The organism is Pseudomonas sp. GM18, assembly GCF_000282195.1.
Taxonomy (GTDB): Bacteria; Pseudomonadota; Gammaproteobacteria; order Pseudomonadales; family Pseudomonadaceae; genus Aquipseudomonas.
The window spans coordinates 66,359-90,833 of sequence record NZ_AKJT01000007.1; the positions used below are offsets into that span (position 1 = coordinate 66,359).

A 24,475-nucleotide genomic window follows, 5' to 3' on the forward strand; every position below is an offset into this window, starting at 1 on the left:
ACAAGCACTCCAAGGAGCAACACCATGGCTTTCACCCGTAGGGAACTGATTTCCCGCATTGCCGCCGTCGGAGGCTATTCCGCCGCCGTCAGCGCCCTCGGCGCGCTGGGGCTCACGCCTCAGGCCGTAGCCGCGAGCTTCACCCCGTTGCAACTGGGCAGCAGTGGCAAAGGCAAGCATGTGGTGGTGGTCGGCGCCGGTATTTCCGGGTTGGTCAGTGCCTATGAACTGCGCAAGGCTGGCTTTACCGTGACCCTACTCGAAGCCCGCGAACGAGTCGGCGGACGCAACTGGACCCTGCGGCGCGGCACCCAGGTCGATTTCGATGACGGCGTCAGCCAGACCGTCGACTTCGATGACGGGCACTTTTTCAACGCCGGTCCTGCGCGCATTCCCAGCCATCACCAAACGATCCTCGGCTACTGCCGCGAGTTGGGCGTGGAGCTGCAAGTGCTGGTCAACAGCAGCCGCAACGCCTTGGCCTTGCCGGATCCGAAACGACCGGCATTCCAGTTGCGCCAGGCGGTCAACGACACTCGCGGACAGCTGTCCGAATTGCTGGCGCGAACCATCAGCCGCAAAGCCCTGGACCAGGACTTGAGCACGGACGACCGTAAAGCGCTGTTGAGTTTCCTCAAGGTCTATGGCGACCTCAATGCCGACTTGCAGTACAAGGGCTCGGTGCGTTCGGGGTACACCAGGGTGCCTGGCGCCGGCGATCAAACCGGCATCACCCGCGCCCCGCTGGAACTGCAAACCCTGCTCAATCCCAAGCTCTGGGGCGCGTTGGTGTTCGATGAAATCCCGGAGTTTTCCTCGACCATGTTCCAGCCGGTCGGCGGCATGGACCGGATTCCTTATGCGTTCTACGAGAAGCTCAAGGACGCAGTGCGCTTCAATGCCGAAGTCAGCGACATCCAGACCGCAGAGCTTGGTAGCCGCATCACCTACCGCGACCGCAAGACCGGCACCACCCAGACCCTGAACGCCGACTACGCCATCGTCACGGTGCCCCTGCCGCTGCTGGCGAAGTTGCCGAGCAATTTCAGCCAACCGTTCAAACAAGCGATTCAGAGCGCGCAAAGCGATCAGGCGAACAAGGTTGCCTGGCAGTCGCCACGGTTCTGGGAAACCGACTTCAACATCTACGGCGGGCTGTCTTACCTGGACCATGAAGTCAAAGGCCTGTGGTATCCCAGCGATCGGCTGAACAGCGCCCAGGGCATTCTGGTCGCGGCCTACAACACCAGCGAATCGGCCCAGGCCTTCAGCAAGAAATCCCTCGCCGAACAGTTCGCCTCCTCCCGGCAAGCCGTCGAACTGCTGCACCCCGGCCACAGCGCCAAGTTGCAAAAACCGGTGGCCATCAACTGGGCCAAGGTGCCCTTCAGCAAGGGCCCATGGATCGTCAATGACGAGGTCGGCGAGAGCGCCTACCAAATCCTCAACCAGCCCCAGGGCCGCACCTACCTGGCCAGCGATGCCCTGGCCCACGGCGGTGTCGGCATCTGGCAGAACAGCGCCGCCGATTCGGCGCGACGCATCGTTTCGCTGATCGGCCGGCACGCCGAACGCCAGCAACCAGGCGTCGCCGCCTGACTTTTTCTCAATAAAGGACTGACCGATGAAAACCATGACTTTGCTCACAGGACTCCTCATGACCGCCACCGCCCTCAGCAGCCACGCCGATGAAATCAAACGCATCGCCCTGCCCAACTCCAATTTCCCGATTTCGCTGGCGGTGTCGGTGCCGGCGCAGACCGACCTGTTGTTCGTCAGTGGCCTGCTCGCCGACCTGCACGACCCGCAAGCGCCGAAGGATTCCTTTGCCGCTTACGGCGACACCGCCACCCAAACCACCTCGATCCTCAACAAGCTCAAAGGCGTACTGCAAAGCCAGGGCCTGGACCTGGGGGATGTGGTGCAGCTGCGGGTGTTCCTGGTGGGCGATCCGGCCAAGGGCGGCAAGCTTGATTTCGCCGGGTTGCAACAAGGCTATACGCCGTTCTTTGGCAGCGCCGCGCAACCGAACAAACCGGCGCGCACCGCCGTGCAAGTAGTCGCCCTGCCGCTGCCGGGCGGTCTGGTCGAAATCGAAGCCGTCGCCGCTCGCCAGAAGTGACACGGCTATCACTCGACATTCAAGGAGTTCACATTGATGCTCAACTGCCCAGCGCGCCGTACGGCGCCGACCTACCGTCCGTTATTACTGCCGCTGTCGATTGCCTGCGGCCTGGCTTCGTTCAACATCGAGGCCGCCGAAAGCGGCTCACCGACCCTCGATACGGTGGTGGTCACGGGTAACCGTGGCACCGTCGAACGCACCGTGACCACCAGCCCGACACCGATCGACGTGGTGACCGGCGAACAATTACGCGCGGTGGGCAAACCGAGCCTGCTGGAGGCGCTGAGTAAATTCATTCCCTCCTTCAACCTTCCCGACCGCGCAGGCTGGGATGCCAGCGGCGTGGTGCGCTCGGCCACCCTGCGGGGGCTGACCGCGTCCCATGTGTTGGTGCTGGTCAACGGCAAACGCCGGCATACCAGCGCCACGTTGAACATCAACGGCATCAACAGCGGCGCGGCGCCCAGCGACCTCGACCTGATCCCGGTGGCGGCCATCGATCACATCGAGGTGCTGCGCGACGGCGCAGCGGCGCAATATGGCTCGGATGCTATTTCCGGGGTGATCAACATCATCCTCAAGCAGACCACCGGCGGAAGCTCCGACACGATCCTCGGCCAGAACTACGACGGCAAGCGCGGCACCGGGCAGGAGGCGCTCAACTATGGTTTCGACGTGGGCGAAGCCGGCGTGCTCAACCTTTCGCTCGACACCCGCTACCAGGAACGCGACAACAAGGCCGGCAGCAATGGCTACAGTGCGCATTACTATCCGCAGGCCGACGGCTCGCCTGACCCGCGCGAGGCCGGTGCCAGCCACCACACCTACAAAGGCTACGGCTTGCCCCGCAGCCAACTGGCTGATGTCGCCTACAACCTCGACCTGCCGCTGAACGATGCCGTCACGCTCTACTCGTTCTCGACCCTGGCCACCCGGGAGAACAACGACGGCCAGAACTTCCGCCTGCCCAGCGGCCGCAATACCATCACCACCGGCCCCAACGGTTACCCCGACGGTTACAGCCCTTACTGGCTGATCAATGAAACCGACTTCCAGTCCGCGTTCGGCGCCAAGGGCGAGGATTTCGGCGGCTGGGCCTGGGACTTGAGCAGCACCTACGGACGCAACTACGCCAAGCAACGCACCTACAACAACCAGAACCCGTCGCTGGGTGAAAACACGCCGAACAAATTCACTTCCGGCATCTACATCGCCGACCAGTTGACCAGCAACCTGGACCTGAAAAACAGCTACGAAATCGGCCTGGCCAAACCGCTGGATGTGGCCTTCGGGTTCGAGCATCGACGGGAAAGCTACGAGACCCGCGCTGGCTCCGAAGCCTCGTACATCGATGGCGGCTACGTGTTCCCCGCCGGTCATCCACGCGCCGGGCAACGGCCCGATCCCGGTGCTCAGGTCACCAACGGCATCAGCCCTGAAGACGCACAAAAAGTCAGCCGCAACAGCGTCGCCAGTTACGTCGACCTGGGTTTCTACCCCGTCGAGCAGTGGTACCTGGGCGTCGCCGCGCGCTACGAGCATTACAACGAAGGCGTCGGCGGCACCCGCAGCGGCAAACTCAGTACCCGCTACGAATTCAACCCGGTGTTTTCGGTGCGCGGCACCATCAGCAACGGCTTTCGCGCACCGTCGCTGGCCAACCAGATTTTCACCGCGCGCTCGACCGGGTTCGACACCATCAATGGCGTCTACCAGTCGTACAACTACGTGATCCTGCCGGTGGATTCGGCCGGTGCCCAGGCACTCGGGGCCGAGGCCTTGAAACCGGAGCGCTCGACCAACTTCAGCCTCGGTTTTGCGTTAACTCCCAGCAAAGACCTGAGCCTGACCGTGGACGGTTACTTGATCAACCTGCGTGATCGCCTGGTGCTCAGCGAACGCTTCCAGGGGCCGGGCGTCGCGGCACTGCTCGACAGCATCGGCGTACCCGCCACCGCTGGCGCGCAGTACTTCACCAACGGCGCCAACACCCGCACCTCCGGGGTCGACGTGGTCGGTAACTTCCGGCAGAACCTCAACCAATACGGCTCGGTGCGATGGACCGCGGCACTGAACTACAACCACACGCAAATCCTCAGCGTCAACGACACGCCTTCGCAACTCACCGCTCTGGGCAGCAACTTTCAATTGCTCGGGCGCCAGTCGCGAGCGCTGATCACCAAAACCTCACCCAGCAGCAAAATGATCTTCTCCGCCGACTGGGCGATCCACGACTTCGACGTCAACCTGCGACTGACCCGCTACGGCAAATACACCGAGGTCAACAGCTCAAGCGACCCGAGCCTGGATCGCGAGTATTCCGCCAAATGGATTACCGACCTCGACGTGGCATATGCGATCGACAAGCAACTGACGGTCGCCGTCGGCGCGCAGAACCTGTTCAACAAATACCCTGACCATATCGGCGTCAGCAACTCATCGTTCGGCGACAACTGGGGCAGCTTTTCACCCTTCGGCTTCACTGGCGGGTACTACTACACCCGTTTGCAGTATGCGTTCTGATGGAGGAAGGCCTCGCGGACCGAGGCCATAAACTCACTAAGCTAATGCTTAAACATTATTTATAAAATATTTTTTATAACCATATTCTCATAGCAGATCACCCTTCTCCCTCACCCTCTCCGTTGCCCAAAAGCGAGCGTGCCATGTCGAAGCCCACCCGAAATACTCCAGCGAAACTCCGTCGTCCACTGCTGACCGGCCTGGTTGTTGCCTTGGCTACCCTGTCCTTTGCCCTGCCATCCCAGGCCCGGGAAACGCTGCGGATCGGCTACCAGAAATCATCGACCCTGATCACCCTGTTGAAGGCTCAAGGCACTCTGGATAAAACCCTCGCGCAACAGAACATTGATGTCAGCTGGCATGAGTTTCCCAGTGGCCTGCCACTGCTGGAAGCACTGAACGTCGGCAACGTCGACATCAGTGCCGACGTTGCGGACACCGTGCCGATTTTCGCCCAGGCCGCGCAGGCTAAATTGACCTACTTCGCCCAGGAAGCGCCTTCACCTTCAGCCCAGGCGATCGTCGTGCACAAGGACTCGTCTCTGCAGCAATTGTCGGATCTGAAAGGCAAGAAAGTAGCGGTGACCAAAGCGGCCGGCTCCCACTATTTGTTGATCGCAGCCCTGAACAAGGCTGGCCTGCAGTTCTCTGACATACAACCGGCCTACCTGTCGCCTGCCGACGGTCGCGCCGCCTTCGAGAACAACAAAGTCGACGCCTGGGTCACCTGGGAACCCTTCCTCACCAGCGCGCAACGGCAATTGCCGACCCGCACCCTTGCGGACGGAGATGGATTGGCCAGTTACAAACGCTACTACCTGACCAGCACCAGCTACGCCAAAACGCACCCGCAAGTACTCAAGGTGGTTTACGACCAACTGTACAAAACCGGTAGCTGGATCAAAACCAACCCCCGTGACGCTGCTCAAGTACTCAGCCCATTGTGGGGCAACCTCGGAGTGGAAACCGTCGAGAGCGCCAATACCCATCGCAGCTATCAGGTGCAACCGGTAAAAATCGATCAGTTGGGTGAACAGCAGAAAATCGCCGATGCGTTCTTTGCCGCCGGCCTGTTGCCCAAAACGGTGGATGCGAAGGATGTCGGGATTTGGCGACCGTGAGGCGTGGATGATATCGATGCTTCGCATTCAATGAGAGTGCGGCCCAATGCCGGGCTTTTTCAAAAATGCCGCTTGCCTGCTACTGGGCATCTTCACCTGCGCCAGTCATGGATAAGGGCGTAGAGAACCCTACAAAAGCTCAGCGGCTGATAGGTCGAAGAACTGCAAGCGAAGGCCGTCAGATTTTACTGACGGCCAACTCTGCGGATCGCTCAGTGCAAAGCCTTGAAACCTCAACGCCACAAGACTCAAAATTCACTGTCGGTTCACGTTGAATCGTTGTCGATATTCACCAGGCGTCAGCCCCGTAATCCTGATAAAGATCTTTCGGAACGCACCGGTGTCGCTGTAACCGACATCCCACGCAATAGACTCCACATTCAAATTGCTGAATTGCAGCATTTCACGTGCCCGCCCAACGCGCAGTCTCTGACAATAATCGATAGCCGTAAAACCCGTTGCCTTTCGAAAGCGCCGAAGGAAGGTTCTTTCTTCCAGCCCTGAACGCGCTACGAGCGAAGCAAGCGCTGCATCCTTCGCTCCACTTGCTTGCAGCCAGTGTTGAGTTTTGAGCACAGCGGCATCGCCATGGGTCAGGTTCGGGGAAAACGCGCTGTAGTAGCGTTGTTCTCGCCCAGGAGGATCCACCAATAAATAGCGCGCGGTTTGCGCCATGATCACAGGCCCGAGAAAACGGTCGACCAACTTCAAGCCAAGATCAATCCACGCCATCAACCCACCCGCGCTGATGATATCGCCGTCGTCGATGACCAATCTGTCTGTATCGAGATGCACATCGGGAAACCGTTGCCGAAACAGATCGGCATGATCCCAATGCGTAGTGACCGACCGTCCGGATAAAAGACCCGTTTCAGCCAACAGGAATGCGCCTCCACAGACGGAACACAACGTTGTCCCTGCACGATGATGGCTGAGTAGCCACTCAACGAAGGGCGCGGCCTCCTGTGTCGATATCTGCTCACCAAGTCGAGGTGGCATCAGCAGCACGGTAGGCGTTCCACCCCCCTCCTCGCTTTCCTCATCGACACTGACAGGCGTCCCGTTCGCTTCTTCAATTTGCCACTGGCTCACCCGCAGGAACGCTGAGGATTTGTTGTGATGCTTCACGGCAAAGCGATCGGCAACCTTGAAGAGATCGATCAAACCGTAGATGGCGGCGAGCTGTACGCCGGGAAATCGGACGATGCCGATCTCAATGCTGGAAGGTAATGTCATTTGTCGATATTAACCCTATCTATGTCGAAATCGCCACGGGACACCTTCAGCTCTCCAGCCCATGATCCTCAAAAGATTTACCGACCAATAAAAGGGCTGGCAGATGGCAAATCAAGTAGCTGCAATTGAAACTCCGCAGTGGCGAATCTCAGGTGAGTGGCTAGATGTCTGTTCGTGCAATTCGCCGTGCCCCTGCACATTCGCTCAGCCTCCTACAGGCAATCACTGCGAGGTGCTTTGGGCGTACCGAATCAATGAAGGTCACTATGGCCCGACTCCCATGGCAGGTCTGAAGGTTGTCCTGCTTGCCAACTTCACCGGCAATCTCTGGGATGGCGCCTGGCTGGATGCAGGGGTTTTCCTCGACGCAGACGCCGATGACGCACAAAGAGCGGCTTTGGCAGCGATTTTCACCGGGGCGGCCGGAGGCTGGATGACGCAGTTTGTGCCCACACATGTACGTGAACTCAGAGGCGTCGAGTTTGCGAAAATCTCCGTCGATATCGAGAGCACACTTGAGCGCTGGCGGGTGACGGTCGATGACAAGGTCGAAGCGAGCGGCCAGGCCTTGAAGGGGCCGACCTCTGACCCGACGAAGCTGCTGCAGAGCTTCAACCCTCCCGGCAGCGAAGTCGGCCCGACCGACGCACCTGTTACCTGGGGCAAGAGCGTTGCCGGACGCTGGAAAGCATTCGGGTTTGATCAAAACATTCCGGCCGGCCAAGCGAGCAAGCACATTCCTTTCGACTGGCATGGGCCGGACGCACCATGATGAAAACCGTCATATCCACTTCGCGAGCGGCGGCTTCAGCCCTCGGGCGAGGTCAACAAGGGCTGGGATGGACGATAGTTGTCGTTGCGCTCAGCCTGGCAACCTGGTTCGAGATGCTGGTGGTCATGGGCGACATGGACGAGGGGCCAGGAACGCCACTGCACGACTTGCCAACTTACCTTACTGGCTGGATTGTCATGCTGACAGCAATGATGCTGCCGTCAGAACTCAACTACATTACGGCCTTCGCGGGCATGCTGAAGTCCCGGGGAAGCAAACCCATCACACAAGCGCAGCGCATGACCTGCTTCATCGCTGGCTATGGTGTCGCTTGGGTGGGCTACGGCCTGGCCGCCTATCTCCTGGACTCCGCCATCCGGTCATTCGGCCTGGAATTCCTTGCGTGGAACCGTATGGGCCCCTACTGGGCAGGGGCTGTACTTATCGTTGCCGGCGCCTTCCAGGTCTCATCCCTGAAAAATGTGTGTCTGACGGGATGCCGATCGCCGTTCTCGTTTTTCGCTCGCTATTGGCGAGGCGGCAATGTCGGCGCCGTTCTGATGGGCGCGCGGCACGGCATGGTTTGCGTCGGCTGCTGCTGGGCGCTGATGGCGGTCATGTTCGCCGTCGGCGTCATGAGCCCCGCCTGGATGGCGCTGCTGACGCTGTTGATGTTCGCTGAGAAGGTACTGCCCAATGGCCAGAAGCTGGCGACTCCGATCGCAGTGTTCCTGGTGGTGACAGGAATGTGGATCGCGATATCACCGGACACACTGCCGCTTCTTAAAAATCCTTTGCTTCCCTCCATGAGCGTGTCCCATGTGCATTGACTTGTCAGCAATGACGCCGGCAAGTCACTGGCCACTGCAAGCAAAACGTCGCCTCAACTATCGAATGGAGCGTTATCGATCAGGTCGCACACGTTCGGGCAATCGAAACCATGGATGTGGCGACGCCCGACATCCCCCAGGCCGGTGCCAATCGCCGTGTGAGGCTTCTTGCGAGCGACTTCGGCGACTGCAGCAGTGAATGCCGCTTTCATCCCGACACGGGGGTACAGCGCAAGAGTGTCGTCAATCAGTGATGGTGTGATCTCTTCAATGAAGAGGCCCATCACATCGACATGCGCGCCCATGTAAACAAGTGCAATTTCCGACTGCTTGCGATCAGCAATACCTGCACTGGAATGAAGGGCAATGGCGTCCCAGACGAGCTCGGCTTTCGACTCCGAATAGCCGTTCGCCAGCAGAAAGCGGCTGGCAGCATCGGCCCCGTCGACTTCAAAGCGCTGGTCGGCAGCAAACTCATTCGTCAGTCCCAAATCATGCAATAGCGCAGCGAGGTAAACCGCCTCGCGGTCATATTTCAGGCCGCGCTTCTGTCCGAGGAACTCGGCAAACCACCATGTCCGGTGTACATGGTGCAACAGCGCCGGTGGGTGGACGCGCTCGACGAGAGTGGAGGCCTTGCGGGCAAGTTCAGAGTCGGGGGCACTGAAGCCGCCAATGATGATAGGAGTGTTCATGGTTGTTTTCCTGTGAATGACGTTGGTTCGAAATTCAGTTTAAACATCGCCATCCGGCACAATTGACTATTTGCGGATGATTTGTGCCAACCTGTGCATCACATTCCAGTGAGAAATAGCTTTGAGCAGAACAACGAGAGCAAAACCTCCGCTTTCAGGCCGGGGGCCGAAGCGCGTGGTGATTTTGGGACTGCCCCCCGTGGATTCTCTCGACGTCACCGGGCCGGCAGAAGTATTCGCCTTTGCGAATAAGTTGCACCGCAGTGACGACAAGCCCTACATCCTCGAATTGGTGGGGATAAGCGCCGACTTACGCGTGGAAAGCTGCACCGGCATTGCGCTTATGGCGCACAAGACACTCCAGCAAGAGCGTGATGAAAGTACAGCGATCGATACCTTGATCGTCGTTTCAGGCTGGGAAGCGCAGGATCGGCTGGACGAAGCCGCCATCGACTGGATCAGGACAAGATCCGAAAATATCCGGCGAGTGTGTTCCATCTGCGTTGGGGCATTTGCCCTGGCCAAGGCGGGGCTTTTGAATGGTCGACGGGCAACGACTCATTGGCGTATGACACGCAGCCTGGCCGAGCGCTATCCCCTTGTGCAGGTCGATCCGAATCCAATCTGGGTCAAAGACGGCAATGTGTACACCTCAGCCGGTGTCTCGGCCGGGATTGATCTGGCGCTTGCGTTGGTCAGTGAAGACTTGGGCGATTGCTTTGCCATGGAAGTGGCAAAAAACCTCGTTTTGTTTCTACGGCGCCCTGGAGGGCAGGCACAATTCAGTGTCGCCCTTCAATCGCAGCATGTGTCTGGCTCGACTCTGGATGAGTTATGTGTCTGGATCAATGAGCATCTGACTTCGGAACTCACCGTTGAGATCCTGGCAGACCGGCTGTCCACAAGTGTCAGAACGTTGATACGTCTGTTCCAGCGAGAACTGCAGACCACACCTGCAAAATACGTCGAAAATGTCCGGCTGGAGGCCGCCTGTCGATCGATAGAGCTAGGGGTTCGATCGATGGAAGAAGTCGCACGTCGCAGTGGATACCAAAGTGTGGACGTATTGAGGAAAGCATTCATACGACGTCTTGGTGTGAGTCCGAAAGAGTATGTACACCGCTTTTCTCCAATCAGCGATTAATAAGAGATGCCGTGGCACTAATCACCGGTAAATTGTCAATTATTTCAGATAACAGCATTTAAACTGTGTGACAACTGACACATCGCAACCGTAGACGGACATACAACAGGTCAGGCGACAGTGCAGTGTGACGCGCAACGGGCGCGCCATCACTACGGAGTTTTCATCATGCAAGGACGCAAGTATCTCGTCACAGGTGCCACGGGCAAAACAGGAACCTGTGCCATTCGCCATCTTCTGAATAAGGGGCACGCAGTGCGTGCTTTCATCCAACAGCAAGATGAGCGCAGTGAAATACTGGAGGACGATGGCGCTGAGATCTTTGTGGGCGACCTTCTGGACAAGGACGACGTCAGTCGTGCGATGAAAGGCATTTCGGGCGCCTACCTGTATTACCCGGTACGTCCGGACTACGTCCAGGTAGCGGCGTATTTTGCAGATGCTGCTAAAAGAGCAAGCCTCGAAGTTGTCGTCGAGATGTCGCAGATTTCAGTTCGCGAAAACTCGTTGAGCCATGCTGCGCGCAACCACTGGGTCGCAGAGCGTTTATTTGACTGGTCGAATGTCCCGACTGTCCACTTACGCCCGACGTTCTTTTCTGAATCGCTGACGTTCCCATGGGTGTTGGATCAGATCGTCAAAGAGAACAAAATCACCCTGCCCTATGGATCGGGAAGACATGCGCCAATCGCTGCAGAAGATCAGGCGCGTCTGATTGCGACGCTTCTCACGCAACCTTCTGATCATATCGGGAAAACCTACTCACTCCACGGCCCTGAAGAACTCGGCCACGCGCAAATTGCTGAAGAAATCAGCAGCGTTGTAGGTCGCACCATCACCTATTCACCCTCGACCATGATGGAGTATCGCAAACACTTGCAGACCTACAATCTGCCGGCATTTTTGATCCAGCACTTCATGGCAGTGGCGATTGACTACCAAAACGGCATTTTCGAAGGCAAGGACGAGATTATCCGCGAGGTAACCGGAACGCCGCCTCAAACAGTCAGCGAATTCGTTCGAATGAATAAGCAGGCATTCATGGCTTGATAGTGCTGATGTTTGCCGATGCCAGCTATGAGCAGCTTCGGGATCTGGCAAAAATCACCCAGAAACAGTCAATTTTTTCCGTTGAGGATTACTTAGGCTTACCTGCCCAGGGCTGCCGGTTTTTCCGCCATCCCCTTCCCCCAAGAAGAAACCATATGATTTCCGGATGGCTCTCAACTGCTCTCGCTCGCCGTAATATTCACTATGGCTGGGCCATGATCGCGGTCACCTTTTTTACCGCCCTGATCAGCGCCGCGTCGGTCGGCGCACCTGGTGTCTTCATCGTTCCGATGCAAATGGAGTTTGGCTGGAACACCGTAGAAATCTCATCAGCGCTGTCGATCCGTTTCGTGCTCTTCGGTCTGATGGCTCCTTTCTCCGCCGCGCTGATGAACAGATACGGCCTGCGCAATGTCACCCTCACGGCTCTGCTGGTCATCGTGGTCAGCCTCTTGCTGTCACTGGGCATGACTGAGATCTGGCAGCTTTTCATCCTGTGGGGCATAGCGGTCGGCATAGGTGCAGGTATGACTGCGCTGACCCTCAGTGCCACCATCGCATCGCGATGGTTCAGTGCTCGTCGAGGGCTTGTCGTCGGTGTTCTCACCGCCAGTACGGCAACAGGCCAGCTCATCTTCTTGCCAATCCTCGCGAACATCACCGATCACTCCGGATGGCGCTGGGCACTCGGTTTGATGTGCGTCATGCTGGTGATCGCTGCACTGGCGGTGCTGCTGGTGATGAGGGATCGTCCGAGTGATATGGGCTTGCGACCTTACGGCGACGCTGGCACTGTCCCGATCCCTGCCGTTACTTCGAGTGGCGCATCGATCATCGCGGCCTCTCTGGATGCCCTCCGTGACGCGGCGAAAACCAGGATTTTCTGGATTCTGTTCGGAACATTCTTTATCTGCGGCGCAACGACCAATGGCCTGGTTCAGGTTCATTTGATCCCGATGTGCGGCGATTTCGGTATTTCGCAAGTCAAAGCAGCGGGGCTGTTGGCGGCGATGGGTGTTTTTGACCTTATGGGAACAGTCGCGTCCGGCTGGCTCTCCGACCGCTTCGACAACCGTCGGCTGCTGTTCTGGTATTACGCCCTTCGTGGCCTGTCATTGATCGCACTCCCTTTTACTGACTTCTCGATCTACGGCCTTTCGTTATTCGCCGTGTTCTACGGACTCGACTGGATCGCAACCGTTCCTCCAACGGTGAGGCTTGCCGCTTCCCGCTTCGGTGCAGAGCGCGTGGGGCTGGTGTTCGGCTGGATCTTTGCCGGTCATCAAATTGGGGCCGCTGTCGCAGCCTTCGGGGCAGGATTGTCAAGGGTGGCACTGCTTAGCTATTTACCGGCGTTCTTTACCGGCGGCGTACTCTGCTTGATCGCGGCCTTGACCCTGTTGACGATCAGACAGCGGGATAAGAAACCAGTCGCCCAACACGCGTGATGGATGTCGTCTGCAGCTACAAAGAGAAAGTGGCAGAAATCGTCTGGGTTATGTCACTTGCCCCCTCTTCAGGCGGCATAGACTGATGTTCGCTGACACCTTGCATGACTCGCAACGTCCAGCGTTTGTGAGTTCGTCGTTGAGCGCGGAGAAGCAAAATGCATGTGAAGACCCGAGGTGCTCGGATTTATGTGAACGAGAGCGGAAGCGGCGAGCCTGCGCTCCTGTTTCTCCATTACTACGGCGGTTCGAGTCGGACGTGGGACGGAGTGATCCGTGACCTTGATAGCCAGTATCGGTCGATTGCCATGGATCACCGAGGCTGGGGCGAGTCGGATGCACCCGAGCAGGGTTACACCCTGGGTGATCTTGCAAACGACGTGCAGGACGTCATTGAAACCCTCAACCTCGATCGCTACGTGATTGTCGGCCACTCAATGAGCGGAAAGGTCGCGCAGCTATTTGCGTCCGGTCAGCCGTCAGGACTTCAGGGCCTGATCCTCGTATCACCGTCGCCTCCGTCACCAATGAACTTTTCACCGGAACAACGGGCTGAAATGGCCAGGATCTACGACACCCGGGAATCGATCAGTTGGGCACTCGATAACGTACTCACCGCAAAAAGCCTGACTCCGGAGCTTTACGAGCAGGTCATCGTCGACAGCCTTCGGGGCGCTCCGCAGGCCAAAGCTGCATGGCCACTGGGCGGTATGGTTGAGGACATTACCGCTGACGTCTTGTCCATCAACGTACCCGTTCTGGTGATCGCAGGCGAGCTCGATCAGGTCGATCCACCCGCTACGCTTCAAAGTGAATTATTGCCACGAATAGCCGGCGCACGAATGCAGGTGCTGCCCGGTACCGGACACTTGTCCCCCCTGGAAAATCCCAATGAGGTTGCGGCAGCTACTCATGAATTCATGCAGGAACTGCGGACATAGCGCCAGGCACGATAAAGAGCGTTTACCTCATTGGGAGAAAGACGGAATGGGCGAATCGAGCATTCGCTTTGTGCGATGTCAGTGCTGGTTGTTCTGTTTAGGAGGTAATGATGCGCTTCTTTCCGAAAGTGGTTGCTGCACGCAAGATTGATCCTGATAAGCGAGCAAGTGCCGTCGATTTCGTCAACCGTGTGAACTGGCTGTTCGAGACATGGGATCTCGAAGAAATGATCAACTCGTTTACGGCCGACGCCAAGGTCTTCCATTTCAAGGGTGAAGTCAGCGGTGAAGCCAACATCCGCCATTTCCTCACCGAGATCTATCCCTATCTGGTTCCTGGAGTCAGTCGTTGCGGCTCGGGCCATATCGTGGATGAAGAAGAAAACGGGCTCGTTGCAGTCCGATACCACAACCTGCTCGTACGCTATGCGGTGCCTGAAGACGCTCCGAAAATGAGCGACGGCGAGCTGACCGAGAGTGATTACCTGCCGATGATCTGGATGTACTCGCCGATGCTTGACCGACTGCGCGAGACCGATAACGGCTGGATGATCGCCGAGCGCTACATCGGCGGCTCAACGACGAATCGGCGACTGACGCCGCCAGATATCTCCGCTGCCGCGATACGACCTTTCCTTCCTGGTTCCTGATGAGTATTTAAAAAATGAAGATCAAGGATTCAGTCGTGTTCGTGACGGGAGCCAGTCGCGGACTCGGCCTGGCATTTGCCCGTGAAGCGCTGGCTCGCGATGCTGCAAAAGTCGATGCAGGCGCTGTATCTCTGCTCGCCCAAGAGCATTTCACTCATCAGATATCCCACTCACATCACCGACTTTCACTTGGGCCAGATCCTGTCGGAGCGAAGCTACGTTTTCAGCGCCATTCAATTGCTCAAACTGACGCTGGGCTTCTTGCCAGAGTGGAGCGGTTCTTTTGAACAAGTTCCTGCCCTCCTCGGTTAGCGCTGCGAGGCGACTTCTACCGTCAGAGGGTGAGGGACTGATCGAGATCAATCCCCCCTTCTCAAGGAAACCCGCCATTTTCCCCATCGCCGTGCGCTCGATGTCGAGACGCTCAGCAAGCGTATTGATCGCGGCAGTCTCCATTTCATAGAGCGCCGCCAATGTGAGGTATTGGGTGATTCGCAGACCCGATGGCTCAAGCTGCGCATCGTAAAAGCGAGTGATCTGCCGGCTCGCCTTCCTGATTGCGGAACAATTGCACTGGTCGATCCCTAACGGTTGGCTAACCGGCAACATCTTCATATTTCCTCGTTACGGCTGATGATTATTTCAAGTACCCGGCGGACCGGTTATGCATAGACATCCCGGTACTTTTCGATGAACGCCTGCACGGTCAACGCAGCCGTACCGGTGATTTTTTCCACGATGTCATTCACACCTGCAAAGACTCCCTGTTGGTAATCCTGCGCGACTTCAACCAAATGTTGTGTCAAGGCGGCCGGGAACTTGTACTCCTGCGTCATCTTACGCTCGAACTCTTCGATCGATGTCGGGGCGTACTCGATTTTCGCACCCAGCACCTCGCTCATGGCCGCCGCGATTTCGGTGTGATTCATCTCGACAGGGCCGTGAAGGCTGTAAATTTTACCTTCGTGCCCCGCCGGGTTGGCCAGGATGTGGGCGATCACGCGTCCTTGGTCATCGGAAGCAATGGGAGCGTGACGACCATTCGCAAAGGGGAATTCGATTTTTTTGCTGGCCCAGATCTCCTTGGCGAAGTGAGGGTAAGCGAGCCAGTCCGCAAAGAACGTGGGACGCAGGTGCGTTGTCGGTACGCCCGACCAGTCGAAGACGCGCTCAGAGATCCAGTGATCCTGCGCCAGATGACTCTTGGACTCACGCCGCGCGGAAATCTGCGACATGTTCACGATGGCCTCTACCCCGGCCTCTTTTGCGGCCTGGGCAAAATACGCTGCACCTTCGATGATTCCCGATGCCAGCGGATAAAGGAAATAGGCCGAACGGATGCCTTCCATCGCCGCACGAATGTCATCGATATTGGTGAAATCACCGATGGCAATTTCAACGCCACGCGCCCTTAGGGCTGCGGCTCGCTCATCGTCCGTGCGCACATAAGCGCGGACACGTTTTCCCAACTTGAGCAGCTCATCGATGGTAGCCCCACCGGTACGCCCCGTTGCACCACTTACAAGAATTTCAGCTGCGCTCATGATCTTGGCTCTCTCGATTAGCTGGAGCAAATGCCCCTGGAAAATTCACATAAGAGCATATGCCCCTATGTGAATTAATTTACGAGCACATGCTCCTACTGTCAACGTGTGTGGATGACCGTTCAGCGGATGGAGGCAAGTTCATTTGCCAAGCAAGGGTGACTTCTGCCGATATAATTTTCCTGTCTCCGGATACGCGGACGCACTTCCAATGGCAAAGCTCACGAAACCAGTCGTCCTGCCTGCAGATGCCAGGCAGAAGCGGGTTGTCATATTGGGCCTGCCACCGGTGGACGCGCTCGACGTGATCGGGCCAGCAGAAGTATTCGCGTGGGCGAATCAAATGGCTGACGGAGGAATGGCCCCTTACGTACTTGAACTGGTCTGCTCATCTCCTGACGTGCACCTGGAGAGCGAAACAGGCATTGGACTCAAAGGGCACAGTACCCTTGAGCAGGAGTGTCGTTCGAACAAACCCATCGACACCCTGCTGGTGACCGCGGGCGCCATGACATTCGAACAAATCGATCGGGTAGCCATAGACTGGCTTCGAATGCGCTCGCCGACAGTGCGTCGCGTCTGCTCTATCTGTGTTGGAGCATTTGCCCTGGCGGCAGCGGGCCTGCTGGACGGGCGCAGCGCGACGACACATTGGGGAGTCGCTCGACGCCTGGCTGAGCGTTATCCCAAAGTGAAGGTTGACCCAACCCCCATCTGGATAAAAGACGGCAACGTCTATACGTCCGCCGGTATCTCCTCTGGAATTGACCTGGCGCTTTCGCTTGTGGCCGAGGATCTGGGAAATGACCTTGCACTGGAAATAGCGAAGAACCTGGTTCTGTTTTTACGTCGTCCAGGCGGACAGGCGCAATTCAGTTTCGCATTGCAGTCACAACGCGCACACGATTCAAGCCTGAACGAGCTATGCCTCTGGATCAGCGAGCATCTGCATATGGAGCTCACCGTCGAGATAATGGCAGCCAGAACTTCAACCAGCGTCAGGACATTGATTCGGATGTTTCAACGGGAGTTGCAGACCACGCCCGCGAAATACGTCGAAAACGTTCGGCTGGAGGCGGTCTGCCGTTCACTTGCGTTTGGCGAGAAATCGATGCACGACATCTGTCGTCGCAACGGGTATCACAGCGCCGAGGTACTAAGAAAGGCATTTACACGCCACTTCGGTATAACCCCTTTGGAATACGCCCACCGCTTTGACAAGAGCCCCGAGCCGACTCAACCCTGAGAACTCAACAAGAACTCGGCAACTCGCTTGTTGAGTTGCGCGATCCTGGTATCACCAGAGGCGTGCGCAACAACGGTCGTGCCCGTGATAAGGCTTAAAAATTGCGGAAGAATGACCTCTGCCCTGCCCGGCTCCATGATCCGGGACAAGCGAGTGCCAATGAAGCTTGCCCACTCGTCAAAATGCGAGCTGACCTTTACACGCAAGTTACTTGAAGCTTCGTCGCTGAAGTCATTCAGGCCACGAGCAAAGGTACACCCTCGAAAATCCTCTTCGGAAAACCAGTATTCGAGGAAGTCAAAAACCGCCAGAAGTTCAGCTCTCGCATCCCCACCAGCCCGCGCGGTGTACTTGTTTAGACTCGTAAACCGAAGCCAGTGAGAAAAATCCAGATAAGCAGCAACAAGATCGGACTTTGAGGGGAAGTAGTTATAGAAAGTCCTCTTGGAAACACCGCTTTCGGCAATGATCCGATCAATCCCGATCGTGTGTACGCCCCCCTCGTTAAAGAGGGTAATCGCCGTTTTCAAAATACGATCGCGGGGCTTGAGAGAGGCCATTTCCTCAAGGCGCAGGTCTTTGAAACCCGAAGCATCAATAGTCATAAGAATTCTCCAGCGTGCAGCCTATTGCAAGTACACAGATCTGTCTACTTTTCTCTTGAGCAGGTAGACAGATCTGTGTACTTTTGACGTGCGGGCTCAGCCCAGCCACAAGAACCGTCCAGGATACCGGAGACAAAAAATGCCCAACCTCAATGATTTCTCGTTCAGAGCACAGCCACGGTTTAACGAATCGGAGTTCCGCCCCCTGTTCGCCAAGGCAGTCAATCTGCGAACCGTGCTGATTCACTGTTTCGATCCACGTGCGTCGGAGGTTCCGGCCGTTGTCGCCCAGCATTTTGGCGAGGTCTACCCAGGCGAAAACGTGCTTGACGAGGCCGGGAATCGGGTGGGCCATACGACTACCTTGTTTCCGGTATCCGTTGCCGGGGGGCGTGCCGTCGCGGGGGTACAGTCAATCGCGACCATGGTGCATTTGTTCGGCATAGAGAGAGTCGTCGTGGTGCATCACTCTTTCTGCGGCGCTACATCTTTCACCACCGATGGCATCATCGATGCGTTCAAGCATGAGCACGGCAGCGATATTTCGTCCGCGTTCGACCACGACAGCATCTGTATTTCGGACTTCGAGAGTTCACTTAAATATGACGCTGGAGTCGTCCGTGCCCATCCGGGAGTGCCACGACACGTGGAAATCTACGGATTCTTCTACAACATTGATACCGGCGAACTCACTGAGGTCGTGAGCGATATTCCTGACACAGTGAACGCTTGATATGAGTGCGGCAGCCAGATGCTGATCTGGTTGCCGCCGGGGGTCAGAGACCTTCGAAGTAAATCCGAACACTGACAACCTTCGAGTTGAGCGCCGCGTTGCTGGGCGTGGCGGCTGCTCTTGCCCTCCTGGCTGTACGCGTAGCCTCGCGGGAGCCTGTTGCATCGGTGAACATCGCTTGAAAAAACCACAAGACGCGCCAAGGCGTTTCTTGTGGTTTCGGTGGAGCAAACGTTCGGAGCCGGACGGTAAAATCAGCGTGCGCTGTCGATGATTTGGCCGCCGTCCGGCGTCAAGCTGTATCCCGTCATAAATTGCCCATCCTTGCTGGCGAGGAATAGCACAACCGGCGCAATGTCCTCTTCAGGCGATCCATAACGGCCAAGTACGTTAGTGGGAGCAGGCACATCCGCCGCAGTACCCCAAGTGTCTGCGACCGGCATGACATTATTTACAGTGATCTTGTCAGCGCCCCACTCCCTTGCCGCCGAGCGAGTCAAGGCACGCACCGCCTCCTTCGCCATGTTGTAAGGGGCGTAACCCGGCAAGCCAATGACACCGGCCAGCGAGGCGAAGTTGATGACCCTGCCCTCCCCGCTGGCTTTGAGGTGGGGATAGCAGGCTTGCATCGTGCGCAGATAGGCAATCGGTCCCATTTCGAAATTGCGTTGCAATTGCTCGGCCGTCAGATCCATCACCGATGAAAGGACAACCGAGGGATCGAAGGCATTGTTCACAAGGATATCGATACGGCCATACGCAGCCACCACCTTGTCTACGGCAGCTTTGATCTGATCGGGATCGGCGATATCGCAGACTGCTCCTAGCGCGACACCGCCCACCGCCTGAATATCGGCGACGACGTGATCGACATTTTCAGCCGTGCGCGAAAGAACCGCCACCTTCGCACCTTGCGCCGCGAATAGCTTCGCTGTGGCACGGCCGATGCCGCGACCGGCTCCAGTGACGATGGCTACTTTTCCATTGAGTCGGGACATGTTGCTCTCCAGTCAGTCAGGAGTTACTGAATATGCTGTTGTTATTTGGCCGTAGGGTGACGGCACTTCACGTGCGGTGTTTTGGGTGAGGAAAGAAGCGACGAGCAACACCAGGCAAATAGCTGCCGGCAACGCACCGCCAGGTTTGCGGACACTGATGTGGGCTGAAGCGGAGAGCAGAAGGTGATAAAGCATGCCGGCGTATGCGAGGTCACTAAGCGGCACGTTGATGCGCAGCAAGATGGTGGCCACCGCCAGGATCTTCACTGCGATGAGAAACGCCACGAGATAGGCTGGGTAGCCGAGGTCAGCGAGTGCTTGGCGAACCCAGTCCCTTTTAACCAGGTACATAGTCGCCGAGGCCAGATACAGCAACGACAGCAGTGTCGTACTGATCCAATAAATATAGTTTTCGATCATAGGGGGGGGTCCTAAGCAAGCGTTAATGCGTCGACTTAGATCAAAGATGTCGCCTAATATGAAAAGCTACAAGTAGGATGAAAAAGTGGTGCTTAGTATGGAAAACCAGACTAATGGTGACGATCAGATCAATATGCACGAGGAAATGCGCCGTGCATTTGCGCTGCTCTCAGGCAAGTGGAAGCTGGAAATCATGTGGTTGCTGAACCAGCGGATCTATCGCTTCGGAGAACTGCGCAAGGCGATTAGCGGCATCACCCAGCACATGCTGACGGCACAACTCCGTGAGCTCGAAAATGATGGCCTTGTGTCGCGAACAGTCTTCGCGCAAGTGCCCCCTCGCGTCGAATATGAAATGACAGCAAAGGCCCGTGCGCTCGGGCCGACGATGGAGGCACTCGCGTTATGGTGGAGCGAGTATGGGAAAAGCGTGCCAGTGAAGCCAGACTCGCGCGGTCGTAAACCCAAAAGCACCGCTCCAGCTGCCGATGGACACGCGGATCGATGCCCCTAGCGACCAGTGCCCTCACAACATCACAAAGAGCACGAGCATCTCGTAAGCTAATTTCAGGATAGGTACCGAGAGAAATACGGGGTTGCTTATCCGCCCAGGAAAAGCGGAAGTGCCAGCACTTAGCGCCTTTCGTATTCACGACAAGGGTGAGGCCGTTGTAGTCAAGGAGGGTGTAGTCCTTGGCACGGGGTTTGGCGTGCCGGACTGCCGTGTTGGTGAGAGCCATCGTACAATCTCCATCTTGTTTGAATAGAGGAGATTTGTACGGTTTCCAGAGAGGCGAGTCCCACGAAAAAGTGATCTACCAAGCGCCGGATTAATGTACTAAAAAATGTACTAAGAAAACGTGGATGGTCGTGTTTTCGAGTGGAGTTTACTGGAACTAAAAAAGGGGTAATTCCAAGCGAGGCTATTGGATTCTGCTCATATCCAATTGGAGACCATCATCAACCTGACGGAATCAATTACGCAGATTCAGCTCGAGAAGCGTCCCCACTGACAAGTCGCCCCCCCGCTCACCGGTTAATTCACAACCGACTGTTGGCGACCCAATGCTGCCTATGATAACGGGCAGCAATCGGCCCAGATTGTCAAAAACTCGAAACCTGGTAGCACTCTGTGGTTACGAATCACTTATTACTCGCTGGCTGCGCAGCTATCAAGGAGTCAGTAATGTCCTCTTGTGCTCTCCCTCGGCCAATCAGCCAGCGTTGAAATGCCCGACATTGTGTTTTCTGCAAAGTGTTAGGGTGCCAACTCAGGTAATACGGCGAGGGAAGAGGCATGGCTCGCTGCCAAGGAATGATCAAGCGCCCTTCATCGATGTCACGGGCAATCATCGAAAACTGCGCCAGTACTATGCCTTGGTGATCGATGGCTGCTTGAATAGCCATGCTGGATGAAGAAAAACTTCGACGTATGGCAATCGTCTGCTCGACGGCAGCGCCTTCCAGCTCAAACCATTCGGCCCATGAGGGGGGTGAGTCAAATTTCGGCCGCGAATCGATTCGGATAAGTGGGTATTGAAGCAGATCACCAGCATGCTCCACATGGGCTGGATGGCCTAAAAGCGTCGGTGAACATGCCGGCACCACACAATCGCGGAACAGTACAACGCTATGCCCGCCATATTGGCCTGGTTCGCCATAGCCTATACGAAAATCTGCGTTTTCCTCCTCCGAAGTATCCGCCAGAGTGCCATCTAGATAGATGTCGAGATCACCATTCTCACGCTGCCATTCGTAGGTAAGGGGCGCCAGCCACTTGGTCATGAGAGAAGGCAGGCCACTGACATACAAATTGTTGGGGTTTTTCGACCGCTCTACTTCGGAAACGGCGGCTCTCAACTCTTCAAATGCTATAGAACACCGCGCATGAAAACGCTGGCCAATGGCGTTCAGCCGCAAGCGCTGTCCCTCCTTGACCGTCAAGCTCATGCCCAGCGCCTCATCAAGCAACTTCATCTGCTGACTCACGGCGCCCACAGAAATGTTCAATCGTTTTGCAGCTTGGGATATACCGCCGCAGTGACCAACGGTTTCGAATATTTGGAGGGCTCGTAAGGGCGGTAAACGACTCATGACGATGCGAAGGTCTCGAAAGCATTTTAAGTTTAGAAATTCTAATAAAACTGACAGAAATTGCCATATTTTCTTCATATAAAAATCGCTTTAGCCTTCTCCCACGCTCAATCGAGCGAAGGCCTGGCCGGTCCAGCCCCCCCTTCAACCATTTCGTTTCTCGGGAGTTCGCAATGAAAGCTCATCCTCAACAGATCACTCAGGTAGTCCTCGGCGATAGAGAGCCCTCCATCGAAGAGTTTGTCGCGGTAGCCCGTTATTCGGCCAAGGTGTCGTTTTCCGAGACCTACAAGAACCGCGTGAAAAAGTCCCGTGGCCTGGTGGAGCGTTTCCTCGATGAGAATCGGCTGGTCTATGGGGTGACCACCGGGTTCGGCGATAACGTTCGGCATGTGATTTCGCCGCAGAATGCCAAGGAGCTCCAGGTCAATATCGTGCGCTCCCACGCCGTCGCCGTGGGCGAGCCGCTCAAGCGTGAGCAGGTTCGTGCGATCCAGTTGATGGTTCTGATCAGCCTTGGCAAAGGTTTTTCGGGGGTGCGCCTGGAGTTGCTGGAGCTGATTGCCGCTCTGCTCAACAACGAAGTCGTGCCGTTTGCGCCTGGCGAGGGTTCGGTGGGCTATCTGGCCGTCGAGGGGCACCTGGCCTTGGTCCTGCTGGGCGAAGGCAAAGCCAGGGTCAATGGCGGCGAATGGGTGGATGGCGCCACCGCACTGGAACAGGTCGGCCTGCAACCGACGGACCTGCAGTGCAAAGAAGGCCTGGCCATGCTCAATGGCACCATGTCGGTAACCGCCATCGCCATTCTGGCCCTCTACAACGCCATGCAAACCGCCTCGCTGGCTGACGTCACCGCGGCCCTCTCCCTTGAAGCGCTGAAAGGCACGATTCGGGCCTTCGACCCGCGTTATCACTCGATCAAGGCACACAAGGAGCAGGCGCAAACCGCCAGGGATATAAAGGCGATGCTGCATGACAGCCAACTGATCGCCGAAAACATCGACTACCGGCTTCAGGACGCCTACAGCCTGCGCGCCATTCCCCAGGTGCATGGTGCTTCGAAAAGATTCATCGATCACGCTCGGGAAAATATCGAGAACGAAATTCACTCCTCGGGCGATAACCCTATCATCTACCCGCTTGAGGACGGCGACGGCATTGCCATCTCAGGCGCCAACTTCGACGGCAGCTACATCGGCATGTCAGCGGATTCGTTGTGCGTGGCGCTGGCCAATCTGGCGAAGATTTCCGAGCGCCGTATCGACCGCATGGTCAACTCGCACTTCAGTGAAATGCCGGCCTTTCTGGTGCGCAACCCGGGCCTGAACAGCGGGTACATGATCCTTCAATACACCGCGGCTGGCCTGTATGCGGAAATGAAGGCGCTGTCATTCCCTTCCTCTGTCGACAGTTTCTCGACCTGCGCCAACCAGGAGGATCTGGTCAGCCTCGCTTATAACGCCGTCATCAAGGCTTACAAGGTTTCCGAAAAACTGGAGTCAGTGCTGGCCATTGAACTGCTGGTGGGTTGCCAGGCCCTGGACTTCCATGACGTGCGCAAGGCTTCCAGCGTCACCAAGGCGGTTTATGACCTGGTGCGTAGCCGCGTGCCAGTCGCCGACCATGATCGTGCCTTTTATTCTGACATGGTGAGTGTCACCGAACAGGTCCGTAGTGGTGAAATACTGGCAACAGTACAGAAAAACCTGGAGTAAACAGGATGTACTCCAAGGCCCTCCTTCGACCGTGTCGTTGCATCTCGACGACGAAGGATAGCCTTGGAGCCGAGCCTGGATCTGCATTGGTGCTGTCCAGTGCCCGTCCCTCCCCCTCGCCACAAATGCATTCGTTCCAGTTGTTTCCCATCGCGCACCGCTATCTCCCAAACTGTCACCGAGCGCCCCAGCGTGGCGCAATTTCATGTTCAAGTAACGGTCGTGACACTGCCGCAAAAATCCTCCGGAAGAAACGCCTCCCGCTAAACCTTTGTTTCAAACGCGTTTCAACCAAATCCCAAGCTTTATTGAACGATGAGCCATCAAGTTGGCCGCTTGATTGCATATGCTTGTATGTACAAGTAAGCGCGTGTGCGCATGAGCAGCCAGAAAGATCGGCACACAGAACCTGTTTCCGCTTGTGACGGGCCTTCCCGCACACGCTCCCTCGCCCACTGCCCGGGCTGGTTTGGATTGATCGCAGAGGAGTCTTTTTCGTGACTGACAATATCCGGAAACCTACAAAGTACCGTGACGTAGAAATCCGCGCCGCCCGCGGCAATAAGCTGACCGCCAAGAGCTGGC

The 24,475-nt window shown here is 56.7% G+C and carries 24 protein-coding genes and 1 pseudogene; 15 read left to right on the forward strand and 10 right to left on the reverse strand.

What is annotated here, in order from left to right:
- The first annotated feature begins 24 nt into the window (after positions 1 to 24).
- From PMI21_RS25385 to PMI21_RS25370, 4 genes are all read left to right on the forward strand, one after another.
- Positions 25 to 1,599: a flavin monoamine oxidase family protein gene (locus PMI21_RS25385; RefSeq protein WP_007933902.1), complete on the forward strand. Its 1,575-nt coding sequence runs from the start codon at positions 25 to 27 to the stop codon at positions 1,597 to 1,599.
- Positions 1,600 to 1,624: 25 nt separating this feature from the next.
- Positions 1,625 to 2,122 (forward strand): RidA family protein, encoded by a 498-nt coding sequence (locus PMI21_RS25380; RefSeq protein WP_007933903.1) that lies wholly within the window; start codon positions 1,625 to 1,627, stop codon positions 2,120 to 2,122.
- Between the two features lie 36 nt (positions 2,123 to 2,158).
- A complete protein-coding gene (locus tag PMI21_RS25375) occupies positions 2,159 to 4,648 on the forward strand; it encodes a TonB-dependent receptor plug domain-containing protein (protein ID WP_007933904.1) in 2,490 nt (829 codons plus the stop codon).
- Positions 4,649 to 4,791: 143 nt separating this feature from the next.
- Entirely contained in the window at positions 4,792 to 5,769 is a 978-nt protein-coding gene (locus PMI21_RS25370) for an aliphatic sulfonate ABC transporter substrate-binding protein (protein WP_007933905.1), read from the forward strand.
- A 255-nt stretch (positions 5,770 to 6,024) separates the two neighbouring features.
- Here the strand turns inward: PMI21_RS25370 and PMI21_RS25365 are convergent, their stop codons facing one another.
- The gene (locus PMI21_RS25365) at positions 6,025 to 7,005 is read right to left on the reverse strand and encodes a GlxA family transcriptional regulator (RefSeq protein ID WP_007933906.1); all 981 of its coding nucleotides are present in this window, start codon (positions 7,003 to 7,005) and stop codon (positions 6,025 to 6,027) included.
- A gap of 103 nt (positions 7,006 to 7,108) precedes the next feature.
- Between PMI21_RS25365 and PMI21_RS25360 the strand changes: the two genes are divergently transcribed.
- Both PMI21_RS25360 and PMI21_RS25355 read left to right on the forward strand, forming a co-directional pair.
- Positions 7,109 to 7,777 (forward strand): DUF1326 domain-containing protein, encoded by a 669-nt coding sequence (locus tag PMI21_RS25360; RefSeq protein ID WP_238541186.1) that lies wholly within the window; start codon positions 7,109 to 7,111, stop codon positions 7,775 to 7,777.
- On the forward strand, positions 7,774 to 8,607 hold the full coding sequence (locus PMI21_RS25355; RefSeq protein WP_007933909.1) for a DUF2182 domain-containing protein: 834 nt from the start codon (positions 7,774 to 7,776) through the stop codon (positions 8,605 to 8,607). Before PMI21_RS25360 ends, PMI21_RS25355 begins: the two co-directional genes overlap by 4 nt.
- A gap of 53 nt (positions 8,608 to 8,660) precedes the next feature.
- Here the strand turns inward: PMI21_RS25355 and PMI21_RS25350 are convergent, their stop codons facing one another.
- A complete protein-coding gene (locus tag PMI21_RS25350; RefSeq protein ID WP_007933911.1) occupies positions 8,661 to 9,302 on the reverse strand; it encodes an HD domain-containing protein in 642 nt (213 codons plus the stop codon).
- Between the two features lie 121 nt (positions 9,303 to 9,423).
- Here PMI21_RS25350 and PMI21_RS25345 point away from each other — a divergent pair, with 121 nt between their 5' ends.
- The 5 genes from PMI21_RS25345 to PMI21_RS25325 all read left to right on the forward strand — a co-directional run bounded on the left by PMI21_RS25345 (position 9,424) and on the right by PMI21_RS25325 (position 14,535).
- Positions 9,424 to 10,446: a GlxA family transcriptional regulator gene (locus PMI21_RS25345; protein ID WP_033063789.1), complete on the forward strand. Its 1,023-nt coding sequence runs from the start codon at positions 9,424 to 9,426 to the stop codon at positions 10,444 to 10,446.
- A 168-nt stretch (positions 10,447 to 10,614) separates the two neighbouring features.
- On the forward strand, positions 10,615 to 11,496 hold the full coding sequence (locus PMI21_RS25340) for an NmrA family NAD(P)-binding protein (RefSeq protein ID WP_007933915.1): 882 nt from the start codon (positions 10,615 to 10,617) through the stop codon (positions 11,494 to 11,496).
- Between the two features lie 8 nt (positions 11,497 to 11,504).
- Positions 11,505 to 12,944 carry an MFS transporter gene (locus tag PMI21_RS25335; protein ID WP_238541187.1) on the forward strand — a complete coding sequence of 480 codons (1,440 nt, stop codon included), beginning with the start codon at positions 11,505 to 11,507 and terminating at the stop codon, positions 12,942 to 12,944.
- Positions 12,945 to 13,102: 158 nt separating this feature from the next.
- The gene (locus PMI21_RS25330) at positions 13,103 to 13,885 is read left to right on the forward strand and encodes an alpha/beta fold hydrolase (RefSeq protein ID WP_007933917.1); all 783 of its coding nucleotides are present in this window, start codon (positions 13,103 to 13,105) and stop codon (positions 13,883 to 13,885) included.
- Positions 13,886 to 13,995: 110 nt separating this feature from the next.
- On the forward strand, positions 13,996 to 14,535 hold the full coding sequence (locus PMI21_RS25325; RefSeq protein WP_007933918.1) for a hypothetical protein: 540 nt from the start codon (positions 13,996 to 13,998) through the stop codon (positions 14,533 to 14,535).
- Between the two features lie 150 nt (positions 14,536 to 14,685).
- Here PMI21_RS25325 and PMI21_RS25320 read toward each other — a convergent pair whose 3' ends face one another.
- Together PMI21_RS25320 and PMI21_RS25315 are read right to left on the reverse strand one after the other, a co-directional pair.
- A complete protein-coding gene (locus PMI21_RS25320) occupies positions 14,686 to 15,150 on the reverse strand; it encodes a MarR family winged helix-turn-helix transcriptional regulator (RefSeq protein WP_238541188.1) in 465 nt (154 codons plus the stop codon).
- 47 nt (positions 15,151 to 15,197) lie between these two features.
- Positions 15,198 to 16,079: an NmrA family NAD(P)-binding protein gene (locus PMI21_RS25315; protein ID WP_007933922.1), complete on the reverse strand. Its 882-nt coding sequence runs from the start codon at positions 16,077 to 16,079 to the stop codon at positions 15,198 to 15,200.
- Positions 16,080 to 16,290: 211 nt separating this feature from the next.
- Between PMI21_RS25315 and PMI21_RS25310 the strand changes: the two genes are divergently transcribed.
- Positions 16,291 to 17,325: a GlxA family transcriptional regulator gene (locus PMI21_RS25310; protein ID WP_007933924.1), complete on the forward strand. Its 1,035-nt coding sequence runs from the start codon at positions 16,291 to 16,293 to the stop codon at positions 17,323 to 17,325.
- Here the strand turns inward: PMI21_RS25310 and PMI21_RS25305 are convergent.
- A complete protein-coding gene (locus PMI21_RS25305) occupies positions 17,316 to 17,930 on the reverse strand; it encodes a TetR/AcrR family transcriptional regulator (RefSeq protein WP_007933926.1) in 615 nt (204 codons plus the stop codon). The two genes, PMI21_RS25310 and PMI21_RS25305, sit on opposite strands and share 10 nt — an antisense overlap.
- Before the next feature lie 139 nt (positions 17,931 to 18,069).
- Between PMI21_RS25305 and PMI21_RS25300 the strand changes: the two genes are divergently transcribed.
- Positions 18,070 to 18,663 (forward strand): hypothetical protein, encoded by a 594-nt coding sequence (locus tag PMI21_RS25300; protein WP_007933928.1) that lies wholly within the window; start codon positions 18,070 to 18,072, stop codon positions 18,661 to 18,663.
- A 254-nt stretch (positions 18,664 to 18,917) separates the two neighbouring features.
- Here the strand turns inward: PMI21_RS25300 and PMI21_RS25295 are convergent, their stop codons facing one another.
- Both PMI21_RS25295 and PMI21_RS25290 read right to left on the reverse strand, forming a co-directional pair.
- Entirely contained in the window at positions 18,918 to 19,661 is a 744-nt protein-coding gene (locus PMI21_RS25295; protein WP_007933931.1) for an SDR family NAD(P)-dependent oxidoreductase, read from the reverse strand.
- 12 nt (positions 19,662 to 19,673) lie between these two features.
- Entirely contained in the window at positions 19,674 to 20,081 is a 408-nt protein-coding gene (locus tag PMI21_RS25290) for a DoxX family protein (protein ID WP_007933933.1), read from the reverse strand.
- A gap of 97 nt (positions 20,082 to 20,178) precedes the next feature.
- Between PMI21_RS25290 and PMI21_RS25285 the strand changes: the two genes are divergently transcribed.
- Positions 20,179 to 20,595 (forward strand): winged helix-turn-helix transcriptional regulator, encoded by a 417-nt coding sequence (locus PMI21_RS25285; RefSeq protein WP_033063795.1) that lies wholly within the window; start codon positions 20,179 to 20,181, stop codon positions 20,593 to 20,595.
- A 28-nt stretch (positions 20,596 to 20,623) separates the two neighbouring features.
- Here PMI21_RS25285 and PMI21_RS28540 read toward each other — a convergent pair.
- Positions 20,624 to 20,821, reverse strand: a pseudogene (locus PMI21_RS28540) (Arm DNA-binding domain-containing protein); the annotation flags it as partial.
- A gap of 403 nt (positions 20,822 to 21,224) precedes the next feature.
- Positions 21,225 to 22,253, reverse strand: a complete 1,029-nt coding sequence (locus PMI21_RS25280) for a LysR substrate-binding domain-containing protein (protein ID WP_238541189.1) — start codon at positions 22,251 to 22,253, stop codon at positions 21,225 to 21,227.
- A 95-nt stretch (positions 22,254 to 22,348) separates the two neighbouring features.
- On the opposite strand from PMI21_RS25280, the gene PMI21_RS25275 reads away from it, so the two are divergent.
- Complete coding sequence (locus PMI21_RS25275) at positions 22,349 to 23,890, forward strand: HAL/PAL/TAL family ammonia-lyase (protein ID WP_007933940.1); 1,542 nt, start codon at positions 22,349 to 22,351, stop codon at positions 23,888 to 23,890.
- Between the two features lie 323 nt (positions 23,891 to 24,213).
- Here PMI21_RS25275 and PMI21_RS29805 read toward each other — a convergent pair.
- Positions 24,214 to 24,475, reverse strand: a 262-nt coding sequence (locus tag PMI21_RS29805) for a hypothetical protein (RefSeq protein WP_238541190.1), incomplete at its 5' end; no start/stop codon positions are given.